Source organism: Stenotrophomonas sp. FR024 (genome assembly GCF_047500745.2).
GTDB classification, from domain to species: Bacteria; Pseudomonadota; Gammaproteobacteria; order Xanthomonadales; family Xanthomonadaceae; genus Stenotrophomonas; species Stenotrophomonas maltophilia_A.
Genome location: NZ_JAXAXM020000002.1, coordinates 45,049 through 67,571 on the forward strand (window position 1 = coordinate 45,049; position 22,523 = coordinate 67,571).

The 22,523-nt window shown below is 66.8% G+C and carries 27 protein-coding genes; 3 read left to right on the top strand and 24 right to left on the bottom strand.

All coding sequences use genetic code 11. The annotated features are described in order from the left end of the window. Nucleotides 1-9: 9 nt before the first annotated feature. From ubiB to rlmE, 9 genes are all read right to left on the bottom strand, one after another. Nucleotides 10-1,692, bottom strand: a complete 1,683-nt coding sequence (gene ubiB / locus ACMZ91_RS02150; RefSeq protein WP_049461320.1) for a 2-polyprenylphenol 6-hydroxylase — start codon at nucleotides 1,690-1,692, stop codon at nucleotides 10-12. A 34-nt stretch (nucleotides 1,693-1,726) separates the two neighbouring features. After that, on the bottom strand, nucleotides 1,727-2,221 hold the full coding sequence (locus ACMZ91_RS02155; RefSeq protein WP_010484249.1) for a CinA family protein: 495 nt from the start codon (nucleotides 2,219-2,221) through the stop codon (nucleotides 1,727-1,729). A gap of 121 nt (nucleotides 2,222-2,342) precedes the next feature. Next, entirely contained in the window at nucleotides 2,343-3,653 is a 1,311-nt protein-coding gene (hflX, locus tag ACMZ91_RS02160) for a ribosome rescue GTPase HflX (RefSeq protein ID WP_032128411.1), read from the bottom strand. Between the two features lie 14 nt (nucleotides 3,654-3,667). Next, entirely contained in the window at nucleotides 3,668-3,943 is a 276-nt protein-coding gene (gene hfq / locus ACMZ91_RS02165) for an RNA chaperone Hfq (protein WP_004152891.1), read from the bottom strand. Between the two features lie 96 nt (nucleotides 3,944-4,039). Then, nucleotides 4,040-4,993 (bottom strand): tRNA (adenosine(37)-N6)-dimethylallyltransferase MiaA, encoded by a 954-nt coding sequence (gene miaA / locus ACMZ91_RS02170; RefSeq protein WP_049461275.1) that lies wholly within the window; start codon nucleotides 4,991-4,993, stop codon nucleotides 4,040-4,042. Continuing rightward, nucleotides 4,993-5,889: a dihydropteroate synthase gene (gene folP, locus ACMZ91_RS02175; RefSeq protein WP_049461273.1), complete on the bottom strand. Its 897-nt coding sequence runs from the start codon at nucleotides 5,887-5,889 to the stop codon at nucleotides 4,993-4,995. Before folP ends, miaA begins: the two co-directional genes overlap by 1 nt. 579 nt (nucleotides 5,890-6,468) lie before the next feature. Further along, nucleotides 6,469-6,654: a hypothetical protein gene (locus ACMZ91_RS02180; protein WP_005409016.1), complete on the bottom strand. Its 186-nt coding sequence runs from the start codon at nucleotides 6,652-6,654 to the stop codon at nucleotides 6,469-6,471. Between the two features lie 102 nt (nucleotides 6,655-6,756). Next, complete coding sequence (ftsH, locus tag ACMZ91_RS02185) at nucleotides 6,757-8,691, bottom strand: ATP-dependent zinc metalloprotease FtsH (protein WP_010485966.1); 1,935 nt, start codon at nucleotides 8,689-8,691, stop codon at nucleotides 6,757-6,759. Nucleotides 8,692-8,760: 69 nt separating this feature from the next. Beyond that, nucleotides 8,761-9,393 carry a 23S rRNA (uridine(2552)-2'-O)-methyltransferase RlmE gene (rlmE, locus tag ACMZ91_RS02190; protein ID WP_005409014.1) on the bottom strand — a complete coding sequence of 211 codons (633 nt, stop codon included), beginning with the start codon at nucleotides 9,391-9,393 and terminating at the stop codon, nucleotides 8,761-8,763. 65 nt (nucleotides 9,394-9,458) lie between these two features. Here rlmE and yhbY point away from each other — a divergent pair, with 65 nt between their 5' ends. Together yhbY and ACMZ91_RS02200 are read left to right on the top strand one after the other, a co-directional pair. Then, complete coding sequence (gene yhbY / locus ACMZ91_RS02195; RefSeq protein ID WP_004152868.1) at nucleotides 9,459-9,764, top strand: ribosome assembly RNA-binding protein YhbY; 306 nt, start codon at nucleotides 9,459-9,461, stop codon at nucleotides 9,762-9,764. Between the two features lie 13 nt (nucleotides 9,765-9,777). Beyond that, nucleotides 9,778-10,152, top strand: coding sequence for an Mth938-like domain-containing protein (locus ACMZ91_RS02200; protein ID WP_012510659.1), 375 nt, complete (start codon nucleotides 9,778-9,780; stop codon nucleotides 10,150-10,152). 26 nt (nucleotides 10,153-10,178) lie between these two features. Here the strand turns inward: ACMZ91_RS02200 and ACMZ91_RS02205 are convergent, their stop codons facing one another. The 5 genes from ACMZ91_RS02205 to surE form a co-directional block, all read right to left on the bottom strand. Then, on the bottom strand, nucleotides 10,179-10,667 hold the full coding sequence (locus tag ACMZ91_RS02205) for a YqhG/Tai3 family protein (protein WP_049462717.1): 489 nt from the start codon (nucleotides 10,665-10,667) through the stop codon (nucleotides 10,179-10,181). Nucleotides 10,668-10,841: 174 nt separating this feature from the next. Further along, the gene (locus ACMZ91_RS02210) at nucleotides 10,842-11,627 is read right to left on the bottom strand and encodes a peptidoglycan DD-metalloendopeptidase family protein (protein ID WP_049462716.1); all 786 of its coding nucleotides are present in this window, start codon (nucleotides 11,625-11,627) and stop codon (nucleotides 10,842-10,844) included. After that, complete coding sequence (locus tag ACMZ91_RS02215) at nucleotides 11,624-12,238, bottom strand: YqaA family protein (protein WP_014036746.1); 615 nt, start codon at nucleotides 12,236-12,238, stop codon at nucleotides 11,624-11,626. Before ACMZ91_RS02215 ends, ACMZ91_RS02210 begins: the two co-directional genes overlap by 4 nt. Nucleotides 12,239-12,256: 18 nt before the next feature. Continuing rightward, nucleotides 12,257-12,934 (bottom strand): protein-L-isoaspartate(D-aspartate) O-methyltransferase, encoded by a 678-nt coding sequence (locus ACMZ91_RS02220; RefSeq protein WP_010485977.1) that lies wholly within the window; start codon nucleotides 12,932-12,934, stop codon nucleotides 12,257-12,259. Continuing rightward, complete coding sequence (gene surE, locus ACMZ91_RS02225; RefSeq protein ID WP_049462715.1) at nucleotides 12,931-13,710, bottom strand: 5'/3'-nucleotidase SurE; 780 nt, start codon at nucleotides 13,708-13,710, stop codon at nucleotides 12,931-12,933. The genes ACMZ91_RS02220 and surE overlap by 4 nt, the downstream gene beginning before the upstream one ends. A 209-nt stretch (nucleotides 13,711-13,919) precedes the next feature. Here surE and ACMZ91_RS02230 point away from each other — a divergent pair, with 209 nt between their 5' ends. Continuing rightward, nucleotides 13,920-14,459, top strand: coding sequence for a Smr/MutS family protein (locus ACMZ91_RS02230; RefSeq protein ID WP_049462714.1), 540 nt, complete (start codon nucleotides 13,920-13,922; stop codon nucleotides 14,457-14,459). A 69-nt stretch (nucleotides 14,460-14,528) separates the two neighbouring features. Here ACMZ91_RS02230 and truD read toward each other — a convergent pair whose 3' ends face one another. From truD to ACMZ91_RS02280, 10 genes are all read right to left on the bottom strand, one after another. Beyond that, entirely contained in the window at nucleotides 14,529-15,560 is a 1,032-nt protein-coding gene (gene truD, locus ACMZ91_RS02235) for a tRNA pseudouridine(13) synthase TruD (protein WP_414578086.1), read from the bottom strand. Beyond that, entirely contained in the window at nucleotides 15,557-16,054 is a 498-nt protein-coding gene (gene ispF / locus ACMZ91_RS02240; protein WP_005409005.1) for a 2-C-methyl-D-erythritol 2,4-cyclodiphosphate synthase, read from the bottom strand. The genes truD and ispF overlap by 4 nt, the downstream gene beginning before the upstream one ends. A gap of 34 nt (nucleotides 16,055-16,088) precedes the next feature. After that, the gene (gene ispD, locus ACMZ91_RS02245; RefSeq protein WP_049462713.1) at nucleotides 16,089-16,787 is read right to left on the bottom strand and encodes a 2-C-methyl-D-erythritol 4-phosphate cytidylyltransferase; all 699 of its coding nucleotides are present in this window, start codon (nucleotides 16,785-16,787) and stop codon (nucleotides 16,089-16,091) included. Next, complete coding sequence (gene ftsB / locus ACMZ91_RS02250) at nucleotides 16,784-17,137, bottom strand: cell division protein FtsB (protein ID WP_032130117.1); 354 nt, start codon at nucleotides 17,135-17,137, stop codon at nucleotides 16,784-16,786. Before ftsB ends, ispD begins: the two co-directional genes overlap by 4 nt. A gap of 4 nt (nucleotides 17,138-17,141) precedes the next feature. Next, entirely contained in the window at nucleotides 17,142-18,434 is a 1,293-nt protein-coding gene (eno, locus tag ACMZ91_RS02255; protein ID WP_032130116.1) for a phosphopyruvate hydratase, read from the bottom strand. A 96-nt stretch (nucleotides 18,435-18,530) separates the two neighbouring features. Continuing rightward, a complete protein-coding gene (locus ACMZ91_RS02260) occupies nucleotides 18,531-18,860 on the bottom strand; it encodes a hypothetical protein (RefSeq protein ID WP_049400376.1) in 330 nt (109 codons plus the stop codon). Next, nucleotides 18,860-19,207 carry a hypothetical protein gene (locus ACMZ91_RS02265; RefSeq protein ID WP_049462712.1) on the bottom strand — a complete coding sequence of 116 codons (348 nt, stop codon included), beginning with the start codon at nucleotides 19,205-19,207 and terminating at the stop codon, nucleotides 18,860-18,862. Before ACMZ91_RS02265 ends, ACMZ91_RS02260 begins: the two co-directional genes overlap by 1 nt. Further along, nucleotides 19,204-20,034, bottom strand: coding sequence for a 3-deoxy-8-phosphooctulonate synthase (gene kdsA / locus ACMZ91_RS02270; RefSeq protein WP_014036736.1), 831 nt, complete (start codon nucleotides 20,032-20,034; stop codon nucleotides 19,204-19,206). The genes ACMZ91_RS02265 and kdsA overlap by 4 nt, the downstream gene beginning before the upstream one ends. A gap of 89 nt (nucleotides 20,035-20,123) precedes the next feature. Continuing rightward, on the bottom strand, nucleotides 20,124-21,788 hold the full coding sequence (pyrG, locus tag ACMZ91_RS02275) for a CTP synthase (protein ID WP_032130113.1): 1,665 nt from the start codon (nucleotides 21,786-21,788) through the stop codon (nucleotides 20,124-20,126). A gap of 400 nt (nucleotides 21,789-22,188) precedes the next feature. Continuing rightward, nucleotides 22,189-22,422 (bottom strand): hypothetical protein, encoded by a 234-nt coding sequence (locus ACMZ91_RS02280; protein WP_005416022.1) that lies wholly within the window; start codon nucleotides 22,420-22,422, stop codon nucleotides 22,189-22,191. Nucleotides 22,423-22,523: the final 101 nt, after the last annotated feature.

A 22,523-nucleotide genomic window follows, 5' to 3' on the forward strand; every position in this document is an offset into this window, starting at 1 on the left:
GCAAGCACACTATGTGTGCTTGCCGCTTCTCCAGATCGAAAACAGGATCCAGACGCCGCAGAAGCCGGCGCCGATGAAGCCGCACACGCCCAGTGCCAGCAGCCAACGGCTGGAGACGCCGCCAACGCTGTGCATCACGATCGACGAGCCGATGATCAGGGCGGCAGTGACGATGCCCATCACCAGCCGGTTCGCCGCACGGTTGACCTGCTCGCCGAAGCCCTGCAGCGCCGTGGTTTCCACCTTCAGCTGCAGACGCCCACGGCGGGCGGCCTGGACCAGCTTGCGCAGGTCGCGGGGCAGTTCACCGGCGAAGTCGACCAGGCCCAGCAAGCTGCGGCGGCCGCGCTTGAGCAGGGCCCTGGGCGCATAGCGCTGCAGCACCACCCGTTCCAGGAACGGGCGCGCGGCACTGGCCATGTCGAAATCAGGGTCCAGCTGCCGCCCCATGCCTTCCAGGGTCAGGAACGCCTTGATCATCAGCGCCAGGTCGGCCGGCAGGGTCAGGCTGTAGCTGCGCAGCAGCTGGGTGATGTCGCCCAGCATCAGACCGATGCGCAGGTCCTTCAGCGGCACGCCACGGTACTGGTCGACGAACTGGCTGATGTCGTGCTGCAGCCGGTTCTCGTCCACTTCCACGCCGCCGGCCCAGTCCAGCAGCACGTCGGCCACACCCTGCGGGTCCTGCTCGACCAGCCCGTGCAGCAGCTGCGCGACCTGAAAACGACGCACTTCGGACAGCGCACCGACCATGCCGAAATCGATCACACCGATGCGGCCGTCACGCAGGTAGATGATGTTGCCCGGGTGCGGATCAGCGTGGAAGCTGCCGTCCTCCAGCACCATCTTCAGCACGATGTCCGCACCGCGTCGCGCCAGTTCGCGCCGGTCCAGTCCTGCCGCATCAACGCCAGCCAGATCACGCCCTGGAATGCCGTCGACGAAGTCCTGCACGTTGAGGCTTTCGCAGGTCCACTGCCAGTGCACGTCGGGAATCAGGATGTCGTCGCGGCCTTTGAAGTTGCGCGCGATGCGCTCGGCATTGCGGCATTCGGCGGCGAAATCCAGCTCGCGACGCAGCGACACGGTGAACTGCTGCACCACCTCGGCCGGGCGATAGCGGCGCAGGTCCGGCAGGCGCGCCTCGACGATCTCCGCCAAGCGGGCCAGCAGCCGCAGGTCGGCCTCGACCACATCGCGGATGCCGGGGCGACGCACCTTCAGCACCACCTCGCGACCGTCATGCAGGCGCGCGCGGTGGGCCTGCGCCAACGAGGCGGCGGCCATCGGGGTTTCATCAAGGAAGGCGAACACTTCTGAAGGCGATGCGCCAAGGTCGGCCTCGAGCTGCTCGCGGATATCCGCGTACGGCAGCGCCGGCACTGCGTTCTGCAGTTCAGAAAGCTCGGCGATCCATTCCGGCGGCAGCAGGTCGACGCGCGTCGCCAGTACCTGGCCGAGCTTGACGAAGGTCGGGCCGAGATCCTGCATCGCGCTGCGCACGCGCACCGGCGCGGTCATCCGCAACAGTTCCTGCCGCTCCTCGTTCCAGTGCAGCAGGCGCCCTGCCCGCTCCAGCGTGCTGGCCAGGCCGATGCGCCGCACCACGTCGCCGAAGCCATAGCGGATCAGGACAACGGCGATTTCCTGCAGTCGGCCCAGGTCACGGACCGTGCCCAGCGTTTCCCACATCATGCGTGCTCCGGACGATTACCGGAGCAGCATGTCACAGCTGGGCGTCGATACCGCGCAATGCCGCCGCCACGGTTTGCCGGCGGATGGCTTCGCGGTCGCCGTCGAACTGGAACAGCTCGGCACGGGCGTAGCCACCGCGGCGCTTCCAGCCAATCCAGACGCTGCCGACAGGCTTGTCCGGGCTGCCGCCACCAGGACCGGCGATGCCGGTCACCGCCACGGCGATACCGGCGCCGGAATTGACCAGCGCACCGGACACCATTTCCAGCACGGTTTCGCGGCTGACCGCGCCGAACTGCTCCAGCGTCTGCGCACGCACGCCCAGCAGGCGCTGCTTGGCCTCGTAGCTGTAGACCACCATGCCGCAGTCGAAGAACGCCGAGGAACCGGCGATGTCGGTCATGCACTTGGCGATCCACCCACCACTGCAGCTTTCAGCGGTCACCAGCTGCAGCGAAGCCTGCTGCAGGCGCTGCCCGAGCGCGGCGGACTGGGCGTTGAGTTCAGCATCGGTGGGAATGGACATCGGCATGACGGTGGGGTGAAGAACCTGCACGTTGTACCGCAGATGACAGCCGGATGTCGCGCCCCTTCGCATGGTTGCGCTGCCGGCCAGCGGCCGGCACTACCGGGCATGGGCCGCTACCTCACCACTCCGGCAGTTTCTCCGGCAGCAGCGCCCGGATCGGCGCGCCGTCGGCACTGGCAGCCAGTTTTTCGGCTTCGGCAATCGGCAGGTCGACCTGCAGCAGCCAGCCGTCTTCGTCGGCCTGCTCGCTGCGGATCACTTCCAGCTGGTGCAGGCGCGCACGCAGGCGGCCGGCATCCGGCGGCAGGCGCAGTTCGCCGGTGACATGCTGCAGGCCCAGGCGCTTGCCCAGCACCGCCTGCAGCAGCTCCAGGCCCTGCCCGTCACGCGCGGAAATCCACACCCGCTCCCGGCGCGACTCATCCGGGATACCGTCCTGGCCATCGTGGCGGACGTCGGCACCTTCGATGCGGTCGATCTTGTTGAACACCAGCAACTGCGGCAGATCACCGGCACCGACCGCGGTCAGCACCTCGTCCACCTGGGCGATGCGCTCCTCGCGGTGCGGATCGGCGGCGTCGACCACGTGCAGCAGGAAATCGGCCTCGCGCGCCTCGGACAGGGTCGAGCGGAAGGCAGCGACCAGGTCATGCGGCAGATCGCGGACGAAGCCGACGGTGTCGGCCAGCACCACGTTGCCGCCCGGCACCGCGATGCGGCGCACGGTCGGGTCCAGCGTGGCAAACAGCTGGTCGGCGGCATAAGCCTCGGCGCCGGTCATGGCGTTGAACAGGGTCGACTTGCCGGCGTTGGTGTAGCCCACCAGGGCGACACGCGGCAGCTCGCTGCGCACGCGCGCACGGCGCATCTGGGTGCGCTGCACCTCGACCTTTTCCAGCCGCTTCTGCAGCTGCTCGACCCGCTTCTGCAACAGGCGGCGGTCGGTTTCCAGCTGGGTTTCACCCGGGCCACGCAGGCCGATCGAACCACCGCGCTGGCGCTCCAGGTGGGTCCAGCCGCGCACCAGCCGCGTGGCCAGGTGACGCAGCTGTGCCAGCTCAACCTGCAGCTTGCCCTCGTGGCTGTGCGCACGCTGGGCGAAGATGTCCAGGATCAGGCCGGTTCGGTCGATCACCCGGCGCTCGAGGAAGCGTTCCAGGTTGCGCTCCTGGCCCGGGCTCAACGCATGGTTGACCAGGATCAGGTCGGCACCGCTGGCGTCGGCCGCGGCCTTGATCTCGTCCAGCTTGCCGCTGCCGATCAGGGTCGAAGGATTCGGACGATCCAGGCGCGCGGTGATCGTCGCGGCGATGCTGGCCCCAGCCGAGCGGGCCAGATCACCGAATTCTTCCAGCACATCGTCTTCCAGCTTGCCGAAATGGGGCTGGATCAACAGGGCGTGTTCACCCTTTTTCGAGCGGTCAAACATTCACCGCTCCGGTATTACTCGTCTGCTTCATCACCTGCCTGACCACCTTCACCCGACTGCACGTAACCGCCACCCGGACCGACCTTCACGTTGCGTGCCGGAACGACCGTGGAAATGGCGTGCTTGTAGACCATCTGACTGACCGTGTTGCGCAGCAGGACCACGAACTGGTCGAACGACTCGATCGTGCCCTGCAGCTTGATGCCGTTGACCAGGTACACCGAAACCGGCACGCGTTCGCGCCGCAGTGCGTTCAAGAAAGGATCCTGCAGCGATTGCCCCTTGGACATTGCACACTCCTGATTATTGTTCTTATTGGGTTGCCGACGGTTGCCACGGCCCCCGAGCCGCCCGCCGACCGATGATGTTACACGGCTGGCGGGGGTTCAGCGTGCGACGAAGGTCGACACCGCGCCGGCCAGGCGCTCCCCATCGACATGGGGGTCGAACCAGCGCGCATCAAGCTCGCCGCGCAGCCAGGTCAGCTGGCGCTTGGCCAGCTGCCGGGTGGCGAAGATTGCCTTGTCACGGAAACGGGCGGCATCACCCTCCCCGTCCAGGTATTCCCAGGCCTGGCGATAGCCAACCGCGCGCACCGCCGGCAGGTCCAGCGGCGCCGTCACGGCGGCCATTTCCGGCATTGCACGCAGTGCCCGCACCTCGTCCAGGAAGCCCTGCGCCAGCATGGCGTCGAAGCGCGCCTCGATGCGCTGGTGCAGTACCGCGCGGTCACGCGGGGCGAGGATCAGCTTGAGGGTGCGCACCGGCAATGGCGCGACGCCCGGCCGGCGCTGCCATTCAGTGATGGGTGTGCCGGTCAGGCGATAGACCTCCAGCGCCCGCTGGATGCGCTGCGGGTCGGTAGCATGGATGCGTGCGGCCGCCGCCGGATCGACCTGGGCCAGCTCTGCGTGCAGTGCCGCCCAGCCACGCTCGGCCGCCTCGGCGCTGAGTGCTTCGCGCGTCGCCGGATCGGCCTCCGGCATCGGCGACAGGCCCTGCAACAGGGCGCGGAAGTACAGGCCAGTGCCACCGGCCAGGATCGGCATCTTGCCGCGTGCCACGATGTCGGCCACGACCCGGCCGGCATCGGCGGCGAATTCGGCTGCCGAGTAGGTCTGCCAGGGATCGCGCAGGTCCAGCAGATGGTGGGGGGCCTGCGCGCGCTCGGCCGCATCCGGCTTGGCCGAGCCGATGTCCAGGTGGCGGTACACCAGCGCCGAATCGACGCTGACGATCTCGCCATCCAGCTGCTTCGCCAGGGCGATCGCGGTGGCGGTCTTGCCACTGGCGGTCGGCCCCATCACGGCGATCGCCAGCGGCCGCCGGTCGATGCCCATCAGTCTTCGTCCGGCCAGCGGATCGTCGGCGTGGCGTCAGCGCGTGGCGTCGGCACCGCCTCGACCGCCTGCCAGATCTTCAGCGCATCCACAGTGGCGGCTACGTCATGCACGCGCACGATGCGCGCACCACGCTGCACCGCAATCAGGTGCGCGGCCACCGATGCGGCCACGCGTTCGGACGGCGTGTCGCGGCCGGTCAGTTCCCCCAGGCTGCGCTTGCGCGACAAGCCGGCCAGCATCGGCACGCCCAGTTCCAGGAAGCGCTCGGAGCGCGCCAGCAGGGTCATGTTGTGGGCGGTGGTCTTGCCGAAGCCGAAACCGAGATCGACCAGCAGGTTCTTCTTCGCAATGCCGGCCATCTCGGCAGCGAACAGGCGCTGCACCAGGAAGCCATGCACCTCGGCGACCACATCGTCGTAGTGTGGATCGGCCTGCATGTGGCCCGGCTCACCCCGCATGTGCATCAGCACCACCGGCACGCCGGCTACAGCGGCGGCGTCCAGCGCCCCCTCCTGGCGCAGGCCGTAGATGTCGTTGATCATGCCGGCGCCAGCGGCCACCGCCGCACGCATCACCTCCGGCTTGAAGGTATCGATGCTGATCGGCACCTGGGTACGGGCGGCCAGCTGCTCGATCACCGGAATCACCCGGCGCAGCTCGTCATCGACCGATACCGGGGCGGCGCCCGGACGGGTGGATTCGCCGCCGATATCGAGCAGGTCCGCGCCCTCCTCGACCAGCTTCAGGCCATGTGCGACCGCGGCCTCGGTGGTGTCGTGCGCGCCGCCATCGGAGAACGAATCCGGGGTGACGTTGACGATGCCCATGACCCGGGCACGGTCGAGGCGCAGGATGCGGCCGGCGCAATCGAGCTGGGGCGAGGTATCGAACATGGGCAATCCTGCAGGGACAACGGCGGGTAGTTTAGTTCGGCAGGGCGGCGCCCTGCACCCGCAGAGGCCAGAGCTACAGCAAGAGCCGGAGCAACAGCGGGTTTACTGAGGGATGGCGGGGTGGGTCCGGTTGCGGGAGACGCTGCAAGTACGTCCATGTAAGCTCGGTCGCCGCATCCATGCGGCTCACGCCCCCGCAACCGGACCCACCCCGCCTTCGACAGATTTCTGCGATCTGTCGGCATTTCTGTAGAGCCGAGCCATGCTCGGCTCAGATCTCACAGATATCGAGATATTCAATTTCGATGAAGATTCATCCACGCATGACGTGGATCTATCGTGTCGACCAAGGTCGACACCTACCAACAGCAGCAGGAAATTGTCAGGGGTGGGGCGGTGTAGGTTGGCAGGACCGTTGGCGCCATGGATGGCGCCATCGAGCCCCCAAGGACGGGTTTACGGCGTGTCCTGCCAACCCACACCGCCCCGCCATCCCCAGAAACTCGCTGTTGCTGTTGAGGTTGCCGGCCAGCGGCCGGCACTACCACGGGTGCAGGGCGCAGCCCTGCCGACACCCCCTCAACGGCGGCGGCGCTTGCGGTCCACGTACAGGGTCTTGGCGATGCTCAGCACGATGCCGACCCCGATACCCACCACGCAGCCCAGCAGCAGGTTGTCGGCCCCCAGGCCCACACCCACGCCGACCACGGTGGCGATCACCATTTCGGCGGTGTGGGAAATCGGTTCGGGCTTCGGGGCGGACATGCGGGCTCCAGCGTCAGATCAGTTCTTCGGGATGGGCCAGTGGCCCGGAAACGACGAAGCCGGGTTGCCCCGGCCTCGTCTGGTGTCACGTGCAGCGGGCCGTCAGTGCGATTCTGCCGGGCCTGCGATCGGCGGCAGCGGACGGGCGTCGCCGCCCTTGTCGTTGCCACCATCCTTGTTCGACTTGTTCCAACCGGCCGGCGGCGGCGGATCGCGGCCTTCCATGATGGCGTCGATCTGCGGCGCGTCGATGGTCTCGTACTGCAGCAGCAACTGGGACATCGCGTGCAGCTTGTCCAGGTTGGCCGTCATCAGCTCGGTGGTGCGTGCGTAAGCCTCGTCGAGGATGTTGCGCACTTCCTCGTCGATGCGGCGCGCGGTGTCGTTGGACACGCTCTTGTGCTGGGTGACCGAACGGCCCAGGAACACCTCGTCGTCCTCTTCGCCATAGGCGATCGGGCCGAGCTGGTCGGACAGGCCCCACTTGGTGACCATGTTGCGGGCCATCTTGGTGGCGCGCTCGATGTCGTTGGAGGCGCCGGTGGTGACCTTGTCGGCACCGAAGATCAGCTCTTCGGCCACGCGGCCACCGTACAGCGAGCACAGCTGCGACTTGATCGCCACTCGGTTCATCGAGTACTTGTCGCCTTCCGGCAGGTACATGGTCACACCCAGCGCACGGCCGCGCGGAATGATGGTGACCTTGTAGACCGGGTCATGCTCGGGCACCAGGCGGCCGACGATGGCGTGGCCGGCTTCGTGGTAGGCGGTGAGGGTCTTCTCCTCCTCGCTCATGGCCATCGAGCGGCGCTCGGCACCCATCAGGATCTTGTCGCGGGCACGGTCGAAGTGGTCCATGCGGACCTCCTTCTCGTTGCCACGCGCGGCGAACAGGGCAGCCTCGTTGCAGAGGTTGGCCAGGTCGGCGCCGGAGAAGCCCGGGGTACCACGCGCGATCACCATCGGCTCGACGTCGTCGGCCAGCGGCAGCTTGCGCATGTGCACCTTCAGGATGTGCTCGCGACCCTTCACGTCCGGCAGGCCGACCACGACCTGGCGATCAAAACGGCCCGGGCGCAGCAGCGCCGGATCCAGCACGTCCGGACGGTTGGTCGCAGCGATCACGATCACGCCTTCGCCACCTTCAAAACCGTCCATTTCGACCAGCAGCTGGTTCAGGGTCTGCTCGCGCTCGTCATGACCGCCGCCCAGGCCGGCGCCACGGTGACGACCGACGGCGTCGATTTCGTCGATGAAGATGATGCAGGGGGCGTGCTTCTTGGCCTGCTCGAACATGTCGCGCACGCGGCTGGCGCCGACGCCGACGAACATTTCCACGAAGTCCGAACCGGAGATCGAGAAGAACGGCACCTTGGCTTCGCCCGCGATGGCCTTGGCCAGCAGCGTCTTGCCGGTACCCGGCGGGCCGACCATCAGCACGCCGCGCGGAATCTTGCCGCCCAGCTTGGTGAACTTGGACGGGTCGCGCAGGAAGTCGACCAGCTCGCCCACTTCTTCCTTGGCCTCGTCGCAGCCAGCGACGTCGGCGAAGGTGACCTTGATCTGGTCTTCGCCCTGCAGCTTGGCGCGCGACTTGCCGAAGGACATCGCGCCCTTGGCACCGCCGCCACCGCCCTGCATCTGGCGCATGATGAACAACCAGAAGCCGATGATCAGGATGACCGGCAGGAAATTCATCAGGATCGCGCCGAGGGAAATGCCGCTGGACGGCTCCTCCTGCACGATCTCCACGTTCTTGGTACGCAGCACGTTGATCAGGTCACGATCGAACGGTGCGGTGATGGTGGACGACTGCCCACCGCGGGTGGTGTAGGTCAGCTGGCTGGTGCCGCCGCGCATGTCGCCGCCAAAGGCGACCTTCTGCACGTTGCCGCTGTCCACCTGGTCCAGGAACTGCGAGTACGACGCGCCCTGCGCGCCGGCCCCGGAGGACTTCGGCGAGAAGCTCTGGAAGACCACCATCAGCACGACGGCGACGACCACCCATAGCAGGAGGTTCTTGGTCAAGTCGTTCATCCTCATTGGCTCCGGTGTTCCTCTCAGTGCTGGCGTTGCGTTGGGGTCGAACTTGCGTACGTTGCGAGCTTACTTCATGTGGGCGCGTTTTCCCTGACCCAAGGCATACACCTCGGGAGAGCGCTTGCGCGAGGCTTCCGGCTTGCGGATGGAGACCTTGTCGTACCGGCGGCGCATGTCGCGCACGTAGTCGTCAAAGCCCTCGCCCTGGAACAGCTTGATCAGGAATGCCCCACCGGTCTTCAGGTGGTTGTCGGCAAAATCCAGGGCCAGCTCCGCCAGGTGCATCATCCGCGGCTGGTCGACCGCGCCTACACCACTCTTATTGGGGGCCATGTCCGACAGCACAAGGTCTACCGGCTGATCCCCGAGCATGGCTTCAAACTGCGATAGAACGGCTTCTTCCCTGAAGTCACCATGAAGGAACTCCACGCCGGCCAGCGGCGGCATGTCCAGGATATCCAGTGCCAGCACGCGGCCGGTATCGCCGATCTGTCTCCTAACCTGCTGAGACCAGCCGCCCGGAGCCGCGCCGAGGTCGACCACCACCATGTGCGGCTTCAGCAACCGGTCACGTTCCAGCAGCTCTTCGAGCTTGTAGGCCGCGCGCGAGCGCATGCCTTCGGCCTGGGCCTTCTTCACGAAGGGGTCGGAGAAGTGTTCCTTGAGCCAGCGCTGGCTGCTTTTGCTGCGGGTAGCCATTGAAAATAGGGGCTGATGGGGTCCTCATGATACCCTGATCGCCCCATTCAACCGTGTTTTCCTGCATGTCCATCGCCCTGACCGCTTCCCAGACCCGTTTCCTGCGCGGCCAAGCCCACGACCTGAAGGCCCTGCTGCAGACCGGCGGCAAGGGCGTGACCCCGGCCTTCATCGCTGAGCTGAACGAAGTGCTGGAGCGCCACGAGCTGGTCAAGGTGAAGGTCGCTGCCGAAGACCGCGACGCCCGTGACGTGATGATCGGCGAGATCGTCGAAGCCACCGAGAGCGCGTTGGTACAGCGCATCGGCCACGTCGCCGTGCTGTACCGCCCGAGCAAGGAACAGCGCCAGATCGTGCTGCCGCGCGGCTGATCGCCTTACTGCCATGCAGCTGAACCACGAACCGCCCGATTACGCCTACAGCCTGCGCGCCGCCGATGGCCGCTCGGCCAAGGTGAATGACCAGGTGCTGGGCAGCAGTTTCTTCCTGACCCCGGACCAGCTGGTCACGCAATGGCCGGTAGTGAGCGCCACCGCACTGCAGCTGGCTGACCTGGAGCCGATCCTGGCGCTGAACCCGGCGCTGATCGTGCTCGGCACGGGTGACCGCCAGGTATTCCCGCCGGCAGTGGTGATGGCTGCCTGCCTGTCACGCGGCATCGGCCTGGAAGTGATGAACAATCCGGCCGCCGCGCGCACCTTCAACATCCTGGCGGGCGAAGGCCGCAAGGTCGCGGCCGCTTTCATTCTGGAAGGCTGAGTCGAGGCGTCGGGCGCGCCCCGGCGCTAGCCGCCAGAAGCGGTGCAACGGAAGGCCGAGAACTGCTTCAGCCGCCCGATCAGGTTGCCGCTCTGGCCCCAGCGGATGTCCATGACCTTCCAGTCCTGGCCCTGCCTTTGCAGCAGGACACGGTCGGTCCAGCGATAGTCGCCCACCGCCATTTCGACGGGTACCCAACTGCCATCGCCGCTCGTCGCGGGCAGCCCCACCTTTACCGTTTCCGGCCGATCCGGCGCCATGAGATACGGGCTCTGGTCCAGCATGTGCGGCTTCTCGTCATGCGCGGCCAGCACCGCACAGGTCCGCTCGTAAGCGCGCTGCGCATCGATGGCTGAGCGCAGCGCATCGCCCAGCAACGGCGGAATGGTCGCTTCGTCCGAAGCCGGCGCCTGGACGGCCGCGTAAAGACGGGTGACCACGTCGCGCGGATCGCTGGCTGCGGAGGCCAGCGGCGCGACGATGAGCAACGCGAGAGTGGAAGCAGGACGGAGCATGGGGCACCGGATCGACTGGGACCGATCAAGAATGCCGGGTATCCCGTCCGCCGTGAAGGTGAGCCTGCGACACACAAGATCGCAAATGACCACTCTGCGGTACCCGGGTCGAGCATGGCTCGACTCTACAGGTCAGGAACGCCGGGCATGGCCCGGCGCTATCGCATCTGACGATCAGCGTGCCGGCAGGTACTGCTGCGGGTCGACCGGCTTGCCGTTGTAGCGAATCTCGAAGTGGACCATGTCGCGGTTCGCACCGGTACGGCCCATTTCGGCGATCTGCTCACCGGCCTTCACGCTCTGCCCTTCATTCACCAGGCGCTTGCGGTTGTGGCCATAGGCCGACAGCCACTGGTCGCTGTGCTTGATGATGATCAGCTCGCCGTAGCCCACCAGGCCGGCGCCGGAATACACCACCACGCCGTTGGCGGTGGCCTTGACCGCCTGGCCGCTGGTGCCGGCGATGTCGACGCCCTGCTTGGTCGCATCACCAGCCACGTAACGGCCAACGATGGCGCCATCAGCCGGCCAGCGCCAGGCGATGTTGCTCTTCACCGGACCGACCGGCGCCGGGGCCGGCGTGGTGCTGCCGCCACTGCTGCCACCGGAACGCGGCGGGGTGACCACCGTGGTGGGCGCGCGGCCGCCGCTGGCACCGGCGGGATACAGCCGGATCACCTGCCCCGGATAGATCGTCGAGGGGTTGTCCAGGCTGTTCCAGGCAATCAGGTCGGCCGGGGTGATGTCATGGATGCGGGCCAGCGCATAGATGGTGTCGCCCTTGCGCACCACCACGGTCTGCCCCGGCTTGGGTACCGAGGTCTTCGGCGTGGTCACACCGCCACCGGCGCTGCCACCACCAGGACGAACCACGGTGGCGGTGCCGCAGGCGGCCAGGGTGGAAACCAGCAACGCCAGCGCGCCGATGCGCACTCCCTTGCTCAGACGATCAGGACTCATGCGAACTTCGACCTCCATACAAGCCAGGCGATCAGCACCACCACCAGCGCGGTGGCGATCCAGCCCAGCGGTTCAATCCAGCGACGCAGTGCCGCTTCAGCACGCGCACCACCGATACGGATGACCGCAGCCAGCACGAACACGCGCTTGCCACGACCGATCAGCATGCTCAACAGGTACTGCGGCATCGGTACACCGACGATACCCGATGCCCACGTGAAGACCTTCATCGGGATGGGCATGAATCCGCCCAGCACCAGGAAGGTGAACACTGCCCACGGCGACTCGGCCATCTTCGCCTGCACGGTGGTGATGCCCTGCTCGATGGCCGGCAGCATACCCAGCGCCTCGAACAGCGGCTTGATCGCCTCGAAGGCGTAATGACCCAGCGCGTAGCCAACCAGTGCGCCGACCATCGAGCCGGCCAGGCTCAGGGTGGCGAACCACCAACCGCGCTTGGGCTGGGCCACGCACATCGGCGCCAGCATCACCTCCGGCATCACCGGGAAGATGATCGCCTCGAAGAAGCTCAACACCGTCAGGTAGGTCGGCGCGCGTTCGTGCGCCGCCCACTTCATCGCCCGCTCGTACAGCGGCCCGAAAATCTTCATGCAACCCTGCTCCGTGGATTAGTCGAGCATGCCAGACAGCAGCGGCACGAACGTGACCGGCGCCAGCACGTGTTGTTCGATGCTGCCGTCGGCCTTGCGGTCCAGCTGTACCAGCGACTGCGCCCCGGGGCCACCGACCGGCGCCACCAGGCGGCCGCCCTCGGCCAGTTGCTCGATCAGGGCGTCGACCAGTGCCGGCGCCGCCGCAGTGACCACGATGGCATCGAACGGACCGTGCTCGGCCCAGCCGACGCGACCGTCGTCATGCTTGGTGCGGATGTTCATTCCCAGCGCACGGAAGCGCTTGCGGGCCTGTCGCAGCAGATCGCCGATGCGCTCCACGGTGTAGACCTCCAGGCCCAGCGCACCGAGGATGGCGGCCTGGTAACCGGAACCGGTGCCGACTTCCAGCACCCGTTTCGGTGCGACCTGGAGGACCGCCTCGGTCATCCGCGCGACCACCCAGGGCTGCGAGATGGTCTGGCCGTGGCCGATCGGCAGCGCAGTGTCTTCATACGCGCGCGAGGCCAGTGCCTCGTCGATGAACAGATGGCGCGGCACCACCCGGATCGCATTCAAGGTCGGCTCGTCGACGATGCCGGCTTCGCGCAGGCGGTCGACCAGGCGGTCACGCACACGCTGCGAGGTCATGCCGATACCGACGGCTTCCGGTTGCAGGCGCAGGCGTGGACTCATGCCGGCTGGTCCAGCGCGGCACTGAGGCCGCCGACCCAGCTGGCCACTTTCTCCAGTGCCTGGTAGCGGGTCAGGTCCACCTGGATCGGGGTGATCGAGATATGCCCGGTGCGCACCGCATGGAAGTCGGTACCGGGGCCGGAATCCTGCTCACGGCCGGCCGGGCCGATCCAGTACACCTCGTTGCCGCGCGGGTCTTTCTGCGCGATGCAGCCTTCGGCGCGGTGGCGGTTGCCGAGGCGGGTGACCTCGAAGCCCTTGACCTCGCTCCACGGCAGATCAGGCACGTTGACGTTGAGGATGGTGTCGGCCGGCAGCGGGTCGGCCTTGAGCCGGGCGACGATCTCGACTGCGGCGCGCGCGGCGGTTTCGAAGTGCTTCGGATCGTGGTTGCGGCTGACCAGCGAAACCGCCACCGCCGGCAGGCCAAGGAAGCGGCCTTCCATCGCCGCCGAAACGGTGCCGGAGTAGATCACGTCATCACCGAGATTGGCGGCATTGTTGATGCCGGACACGACAATGTCAGGCTCGAACTCGAGCAGCCCGGTCAGCGCCAGGTGCACGCAGTCGGTCGGGGTACCGGCCACCGAAACGGTGTAATGGTCGATGCGCTTGAGGCGGATCGGCAGGTCCAGGGTCAGAGAGTTGCTGGCACCGGAGCGGTCACGGTCGGGGGCGACCACCGTCACTTCGTGGCCGGCCTCGCGCAGCACCGAGGCAAGCATCCGGATGCCTGCGGCGTCGACGCCATCGTCGTTACTGACCAGGATTCGCATCTTCGATTTAACCGCTTGATTTTCCAAGAATTCGATTCCGTCACCGTGCAGTGTGGGCGGGACCGCCGTACTCCCCTGCGGAAGCCGTCGACCCTGCAAGGGCATCGTCTATTGTGCCGCATGCGAGCCGCCGGTCCTACCCTGTCGGCGGTCATGACCGACATCGAACCGTCATAGGCAGAGCTGCGCCGGCGGTTTACCCTGTGCGCATGTCGCACCCTGAAGACGAAGATCCGGCCGCATTGTTCCGTGCGGCCATCGGCGAAGTGACGCCGCTGCGCAAGGATGCCGAGCCGGCGCCTGCCGCGCCCCGGCCGAAGCCGCGCGCGCGCATGGCCGAACGTGACGAGGCCGAAGCCGCCGGCGAATTCGCCCGGCTGCTGCGCGACAGCACGCCGCTGGAAGCCGGCGACGTGGCCAGCTATCGCCGCGACAACCTGCCACCACGCTTGTTCCAGCGCCTCAAGCGTGGCCAGTACTCGGTGCAGGACGAGCTGGACCTGCACGGCGCCACCGCTGCGCAGGCCGAGACGCTGTTGCGCCAGTTCCTGCTGGAGGCACATGCACACGACTATGGCTGCGTGCGCATCATCCATGGCAAGGGATTGCAGTCCGATGGCGGTGCGCCGGTGCTGAAGAACCTGGTCGATCGCCTGCTGCGGCTGCGCAACGACGTGCTGGCATTTCACTCGGCACCGACCGGACAAGGCGGTACCGGCGCGATGCTGGTGCTGCTGGCGCGCAGATGAAAAAGGGGACGGAGGGAATTAAGTCGTTTGTGCCACAAACGACTTAATTCCCTCCGTCCCCATTTTCTGTCAGGCCTGCGAGGCGTCTTCGACGGGGCCGAGTTCGTGCAGTACGGCGGTGGCGTAGCAGCCTGGCGGCAGCGCGAATGACAGCTCCAGCACGTCGTCGGCCAGCCACTGGTGCTGCAGCAGCGCCGGGCGCAGGCGCAATGCGCGGCGCTCCTGCTTCAGCCGTGCGTCTTCCAGGCCGGCCCGCAGTGCCTTTGACTCCTCGTCGTCCAGCGCGGCCAGCTCCAGCGCATGTGCCGTTTCGGTGCTGCGCAGTTCACCCTCGCCCCACAGCGGTGCGCTGGGATGGATGTCGAAACGCGCCAGTCGCTCGGCCAGCACGTCGGTGTACGGCTCGGGGCCGAACACGCTGCGGCTGCCATCGAGCATCCACACTTCGCCATCGAGCGGCTGATCCCAGTTGCCCTGCTCCACGCGCGCGGCCAGCACGCGGTTGAACAGCGCCGAGCGGGCTGCAGAGAGCAGCAGCGAACGCTGGTCCTTGCGCATGCGGCGGCCACCGAACATCGCCAGTGCCGCCGGCACGTTGCCGCCGTCGCGGCCAAAGCGCTGTTCGCCGAACCAGTTCGGCAGGCCGCGCTCGGCAATCTGCTGCAGACGCTCGCTGATCGCCGTGGCATCACCCTGCACCTCGCGCAGCACCAGCTTGAAGCGGTTGCCGGCCAGTGCGCCACGCTGCAGCTTGCGGTTGTGCCAAGTGGCTTCGAGCACTTCGATCTCGTCACTGGCCAGCTCGGCCAAGTCCGGCGCGATGCGCTTGGGCAGGTGCACGCTGAAACGCTGGGTGGTGACCGCATGGCGATCCTTCATGCCGGCGTAGCTCACCGCCATTTCCGGCAGGCCTGCCCACTTGGCCAGCAGCTTGGCCACATGCACGGTGTTGGCACCGCGCTTGCGGATGTGCAGCAGCAGGTGTTGGCCTTCACCGGTCGCCTCGAAGGCCGGCAGTTCGTCAACCTGGAAATCGTCCGGCGTGGTGCGGATGCGCGCCGTCAGCAACGGTGCACCAAACGCCAACGGCAGCGGAATCATGCCGCCACCAGCAGTACCACCGCCTGTGCGGCGATGCCTTCGCCACGGCCGGTGAAGCCCAGCTTCTCAGACGTTGTGGCCTTGACGCTGACCGCATCCAGCGGCAACTGCAGCAACCCACCGATGCGCTCACGCATGGCCAGCGCATGCGGACCGACCTTCGGCCGCTCGCAGATCACGGTGATGTCGGTGTTGCCGACGCGCCAGCCACGCTCGCGCAGCAGGCTGTCGCAATGGCGAACGAAATCACTGCTGTCGGCGCCCTTCCAGCGGTCGTCGCTCGGCGGGAAATGCTGGCCGATATCGCCCAGCGCCAACGCGCCGAGCATCGCATCACACAGGGCGTGGAGGATCACGTCGCCATCGCTGTGCGCGAGCACGCCGCAGCTGTGCGGCACGTTCACGCCGCCAAGCATGATGTGGTCGCCTTCACCGAAGGCATGGACGTCGTAGCCCTGGCCGATACGGACGGGCGGGAACGGTGCGGTGCTCATGGATGCAACCCTTGCAACAGGGCCGCGCGGACGGTCAGCCGGCGCGGCGGGAAAGTACGAATTCGAACCGGTCCAGATCGGCCGGGGTGGTGACCTTGAAGTTGTCCTCGCTGCCTTCCACCAGCAGCGGGCGCTGACCCTGACGTTCCATGGCCATGGCCTCGTCGGTGACGTCAACACCGGCGGCCGCAGCGTCAGACAGCGCGCGGCTGAGCTGGTGGCGGCGGAACAGCTGCGGCGTCAGTGCGCGCCACAGGCGCTCGCGTGGCTCGGTGCCATCGATGCCGCCGTCGTCGCCAGCGCGCTTGAGGGTGTCGCGCACCGGCGCAGCCAGGATCGCCCCGACCGGGTCGGCACGACCGACTTCAAGCAGACGACCGAGATCGGCCAGCGACAGGTTCGGTCGCGCGGCATCGTGGACCAGCACGAATTCGTCGGCGCGCACCGAGTCCGGCAGCGCCTGCAGCCCGGCCAGCACCGAGGCGGCACGGGTCGCGCCGCCGATGCAGGTCAGCACCGGCTTGCCCGACCACTCATTCCAGCCCGGCCAGTCGGCGTCGTCCTGGCCGATCACCACCATCGCTCCGGCCACGGCGGGGTGCGCCAGCAGCGCGTCCAGCGTGTGGGCGAGCAGGATCTGCCCGCCCGCCTGCAGGTACTGCTTGGGCAGCGGCGCACCGAAGCGGGTGCCACGGCCGGCGGCCGGAACAACGACCCAGATCGCCGCGCTCATGGCACGTCTGCCGGGTGTTCGCCCGCCTGGGCAGTGACGCCGGCAGCAGGCTGCGCCGGGTGGACCGGCGCATCCTCGACCACGCGGTAGAACTTCTCGCCGGGCTTGATCATGCCCAGCTCGCTGCGCGCGCGTTCCTCGATGGCGGACTGGCCTTCCTTGAGGTCCTTCACTTCGGCAGCGAGCGCGTCGTTGCGCTGCTGCAGACCCTCATTGTCCCGCTCCTGGTTGGCGACCTGGGCTTCGAGCATCATCACTTCACCCGAGTTGCCAGGACCGAACCAGAAGCGGTACTGCAGCCAGCCCAGCAGCAGGGCCAGCACCAGCAGCATCCAGCGCCAGTCGCGCATCGGCTCAGCGCTTCAGCGAAACGAACGCGTCACGACCGGCGTAACGCGCGCCGGCGCCGAGGGCTTCCTCGATGCGCAGCAGCTGGTTGTACTTGGCCACGCGATCGCTGCGGCACAGCGAGCCGGTCTTGATCTGGGTGGCGGTGGTGGCCACCGAGATATCGGCAATGGTGGTGTCTTCGGTTTCGCCCGAACGGTGCGAGACGACGGCGGCATAGCCGGCGCGGTCGGCCATCGCGATCGCTTCCAGGGTTTCGCTGAGCGTGCCGATCTGGTTGACCTTGATCAGGATCGCGTTGGCGGTGCCAGAGTCGATGCCTTCCTGGAAGATCTTCGGGTTGGTCACGAACAGGTCGTCGCCCACCAGCTGCACCTTCTTGCCGATGCGGTCGGTCAGCAGCTTCCAGCCGGCCCAGTCGTTCTCGGCCAGGCCATCTTCAATCGTGATGATCGGGTACTGCGCGGCCCAGTCGGCGAGGAAGTCGACGAACTGCTCGGAGGTCAGGCGCTTGTTCTCGCCGACCAGGTTGTACTTGCCGTTTTCGAAGAATTCGCTGGAGGCCACGTCCAGGCCCAGCAGCACGTCTTCACCGGCGGTGTAGCCAGCCTTGCCGATCGCTTCGAGGATGGTGTCGAGTGCTTCGACGTTGCTGCGGAAGTCCGGTGCGAAGCCGCCTTCGTCGCCGACCGCCGTGCTCAGGCCGTGGCCCTTCAGCACCGACTTCAGCGAATGGAAGATTTCGGTGCCCGCGCGCAGCGCTTCGGAGAACGAAGTGAAGCCGACCGGCAGCACCATGAACTCCTGGAAGTCGACGTTGTTGTCGGCGTGCGCGCCGCCGTTGATGATGTTCATCATCGGCACCGGCAGCGACGGGGTCACGCCGGTCTTGGCGGCAAGGTACTGCCACAGCGCCTGCTTGTTCGATGCAGCGGCGGCGTGCGCGGCGGCCATCGAAACACCCAGCAGCGCGTTGGCACCCAGGCGGCCTTTGTTCTCGGTGCCGTCGAGGTCGATCAGGCGACGGTCGAGGCCGGCCTGGTCGGTGGCTTCGAAGCCCTTCAGCGCATTGGCGATGGTGGTGTTGACGTTGTCGACAGCCTTGCGCACGCCCTTGCCCAGGTAACGGGTCTTGTCGCCGTCACGCAGCTCGACCGCTTCCTTGGTGCCGGTCGAGGCGCCGGAGGGAACCGCGGCACGACCGAACGAACCGTCCTCCAGGATGACTTCGGCTTCCAGCGTGGGGTTACCACGGCTGTCGAGGATTTCACGGGCGTGGATGCTGCGGATCGTACTCATGGTCGGGCCGGTTACCTGTATGGAGAGGGGGCGACAAAACGAATGCCGCGTGATTATCCCCGGCTGCCCGCCACTTGCCAAATGGCGTGGGCGGCTTCAGCCCCAACTGGACCCGATCACGATCAGGATCATCGACACCAGCATCACCAGCAATGCACCGGCAATCGCTGCCAGGATGGGGCCACGCCGCCGTCGCCAGGCCAGCACCATCGCCACCGGGCTGCCCAGGAAGGACAGCACCATCGTGACCAGCGCGCCCAGCAGCCACCACTGCGTGGCCTGCACGCCGTTGTTTCCATCCCCCGGCGGCCGGAAACCGGACGTGAAGGCCAGCACGCCCACCACCAGGGCGATCCAGGTCAACACGGACAGCCCCAGGGCGATCAGGCCCCAGGGCCAGCCACGCGCCGATGTGGTCGTATTCATCAAAGCAATCCGTAGAACAGGGCGCCCAGCCACAGCGAGAGCAGGATGATCGCCAGGCCAGCCGTGACCTTGCCGCGATTCAGCCGCCAAGCCAGCACAGCGGCAGCGACGCATCCCACCGCACCGAGCAGCTCCGCCACCAGCAGCGCAATGAAGTACGCCCGCAGATCGAGCGCACTGCTGCCATCACCGGGGGGCCGCACCGACGCAGCGCCGATCAGTACCAGCCCGAACATGCCCACGGTGAACAGCACGGCCAGACCCAGTGCGATCAGGCCCCAGGGCCACCGTTTCCAGTGCCGGCGGTGACGCTGGGCTTCCAGCGCCCCCCGCGGGTCACGACTCACGCGAAGCGCGAGAAGCCGTGCTTCTTGGTCACCGCATCGAGTTCCATCAGGGTCTCGAGCAGCGCTTCCATCTGGTCCAGCGGCCACGCATTGGGGCCATCGGACAGCGCCTTGGACGGGTCCGGATGGGTCTCGGCGAACAGGCCGGAGATGCCCACCGCCACGGCGGCACGGGCCAGCACCGGCACGTGCTCACGCTGGCCACCGGAACTGGTGCCCTGCCCACCCGGCAGCTGCACCGAATGGGTGGCGTCGAACACCACCGGGCAACCGGTATCGCGCATCACCGCCAGCGAACGCATGTCGCTGACCAGGTTGTTGTAGCCGAAGCTGGCACCGCGTTCGCAGACCATGATCTGCTCATTGCCGGTGGCCTTGGCCTTCTCCACGACCGGCTTCATGTCCCACGGTGCCAGGAACTGGCCCTTCTTGATGTTGACCGGCTTGCCGGCCGAGCACACCTTGCGGATGAAGTCGGTCTGGCGGACCAGGAACGCCGGGGTCTGCAGCACGTCCACCACCGAGGCCACTTCGTCCATCGGAGTGTATTCGTGGACATCGGTCAGCACCGGCACGCCGATCTGCTTCTTGACCTCGGCCAGGACCTTCAGGCCCTCTTCCATGCCCGGGCCGCGGAATGCGGTGCCCGAAGTGCGGTTGGCCTTGTCGAAGCTGGACTTGAAGATGAAGTTGACGCCGAGCTTGTCGGTGACTTCCTTCAACTTGCCGGCGGTATCGAGCTGCAGCTGCATCGACTCGATCACGCAGGGGCCGGCGATCAGGAACAGGGGCTGGTCCAGCCCGACCTCGAATCCACACAGTTTCATGGCGTTTCCTTGTTGTCCGCGGCACCGGCCGGGCCGGTGCGCTGGGGGTTGAAGCGTGCAAGATGGGGGCCGGCGACCCCCATCACAAGTCAGGCGCGGGCTTCCTGCAGCAGCTTGCCGCCAGCCTTGCGCTCGCGTGCGGCACGGATGAAACCGATGAACAGCGGGTGGCCGTCACGCGGCGTGGACAGGAATTCCGGGTGCGCCTGGCAGGCCAGGAACCACGGGTGCGCATCGCGCGGCAGCTCCACCACTTCCACCAGGGTGTCGTCCATCGACTTGCCGGCGATCACCAGGCCCGCATCTTCCAGCTGGGTGCGGTAGCGGTTGTTGAACTCGTAGCGGTGGCGGTGGCGCTCGGCAACCACGTCCTTGCCGTACAGCTCACGGGCCAGCGTGCCCGGCTTCAGGCGCTGTTCCTGCAGGCCCAGGCGCATGGTGCCACCGAGGTCGCTCTTGTCATCACGCTTTTCGACGTCGCCGGTTGCCGTGCGCCATTCGGTGATCAGGCCGATCACCGGGTTCGGCGACTGGCGGTCGTTCTCGGTGCTGTTGGCACCTTCCAGGCCGACCACGTTGCGGGCGTAATCGACGACGGCCGCCTGCATGCCGTAGCAGATGCCGAAGTACGGCACGTGCTGCTCGCGGGCGAACTTCGAGGTCAGCACCTTGCCTTCGAAACCACGGTCACCGAAGCCGCCCGGCACCAGGATGCCGTCGACATCGGCCAGTGCGGCCATGTCGGTGCCTTCCAGGTCCTGTGCTTCCAGCCACTTCAGGTTGACCTTGGTGCGCTGGCGCAGGCCGCCGTGCTTGAGCGCTTCGCCGACCGACTTGTAGGCATCCTGGTGATCGACGTACTTGCCGACCACGGCGATGGTCACTTCGTCCAGCGGATGCAGGGTCGCATCGACCGCGTCTTCCCACATCGACAGATCGACCGGACCGACCTTGTCGGCCAGCTTCAGCTGGTTGACGACGATCTCGTCCAGGCCCTGCGCATGCAGGCCCGACGGAATGCGGTACAGGACGTCCACGTCCGGCACGCTGATCACCGCGCGCTCGGAAACGTTGGTGAACTGGGCGATCTTGCGGCGCTCCGAATCCGGCACAGCCTGTTCCGAACGGCACAGCAGCACGTCCGGCTGGATGCCGATCGAGCGCAGTTCCTTCACCGAGTGCTGGGTCGGCTTGGTCTTCAGCTCACCGGCGGCGCCGATGTACGGCACCAGGGTGAGGTGCATGAACAGCGCCTTCTCCGGACCACGCTCGGTGCGCACCTGGCGGATCGCTTCCAGGAACGGCAGCGACTCGATGTCGCCGACGGTACCGCCGATCTCGACCAGCGCCACGTCGTAGCCTTCGGTGGCCTCGTCGATGCAGCGGCGGATCTCGTCGGTGATGTGCGGAATGACCTGCACGGTCGCGCCCAGGTAGTCGCCGCGGCGTTCCTTGCGGATCACGTTCTCGTAGATACGACCGGTGGTGACCGAGTTCTTGCGGCTCAGGCGGGTGCGCACGAAGCGCTCGTAGTGGCCCAGGTCGAGGTCGGTCTCGGCGCCGTCGTCGGTGACGTAGACCTCACCGTGCTGGAACGGACTCATGGTGCCCGGGTCGACGTTGATGTACGGGTCGAGCTTCATCATCGTGACCTTCAGGCCACGGGCTTCGAGAATGGCGGCCAGCGACGCGGCGGCAATGCCTTTGCCGAGCGAGGACACCACGCCGCCGGTTACGAAAATCAAGGGAGTCATGGCTGCAAGCATCCTGTCTGGAAATGGAAAACGGCAGCACCACGCGCGCCCGGAGGGCAGGCATGGTGCTCAGAGGGGGTTTTCCGGTTCGCTGTGGCAGCGAGGGAGGTGCGGATCCGTGCGACGGCAGGCGCCGGACGGGGACCACCGTGCGAGGTCGGGGCGACCGTGCCGGTCAAATCGACCGTCACCTGCGACCCGCCATGCTGGAAGCCACGCTTGGCCGCTCCAGCCCATTCGCAAATGGTGGACACGCACTTACTCCCGGAAAGCCATAGTTTACAGATTGATGGCCGCCAACCCAAGAGGCAGATGGCACGCCACTAAAAAGAAACGCCCCGCAAAGCGGGGCGTTCCGGAGCGCAACCCTTGTCGCAAGGGCGCCTGGCAGGGGGCGGGATCAGCGCTTCTTGCGCGCTTCCTCTTCCTCTTCCTGCTGCGGGGCCGGCTGGCCCTGCGCCTTCATTTCGGCATTGGCCTGGGCCCGACGCTTGGCCTTGGCATCGGCCTCGGCCTGCGCCTTGTCGGCCTGGTCACCCTGCTGCGGGGCCGGCTGGCCGGCGTTCTGCGCCACCACCAGCGGCACTGCAACGGCGGCAGCGGCCAGGATCGCAATGGTCAGCAACTTCTTCATGAGGTCCTCCTCGCGGTATGGCTTGGATGTTTCGACCCAACGGGGGTCGCCGGTGTTCAGATTCCAGCAGCTGCCATTTTACCCCCTCTGCGTCGCCGAGA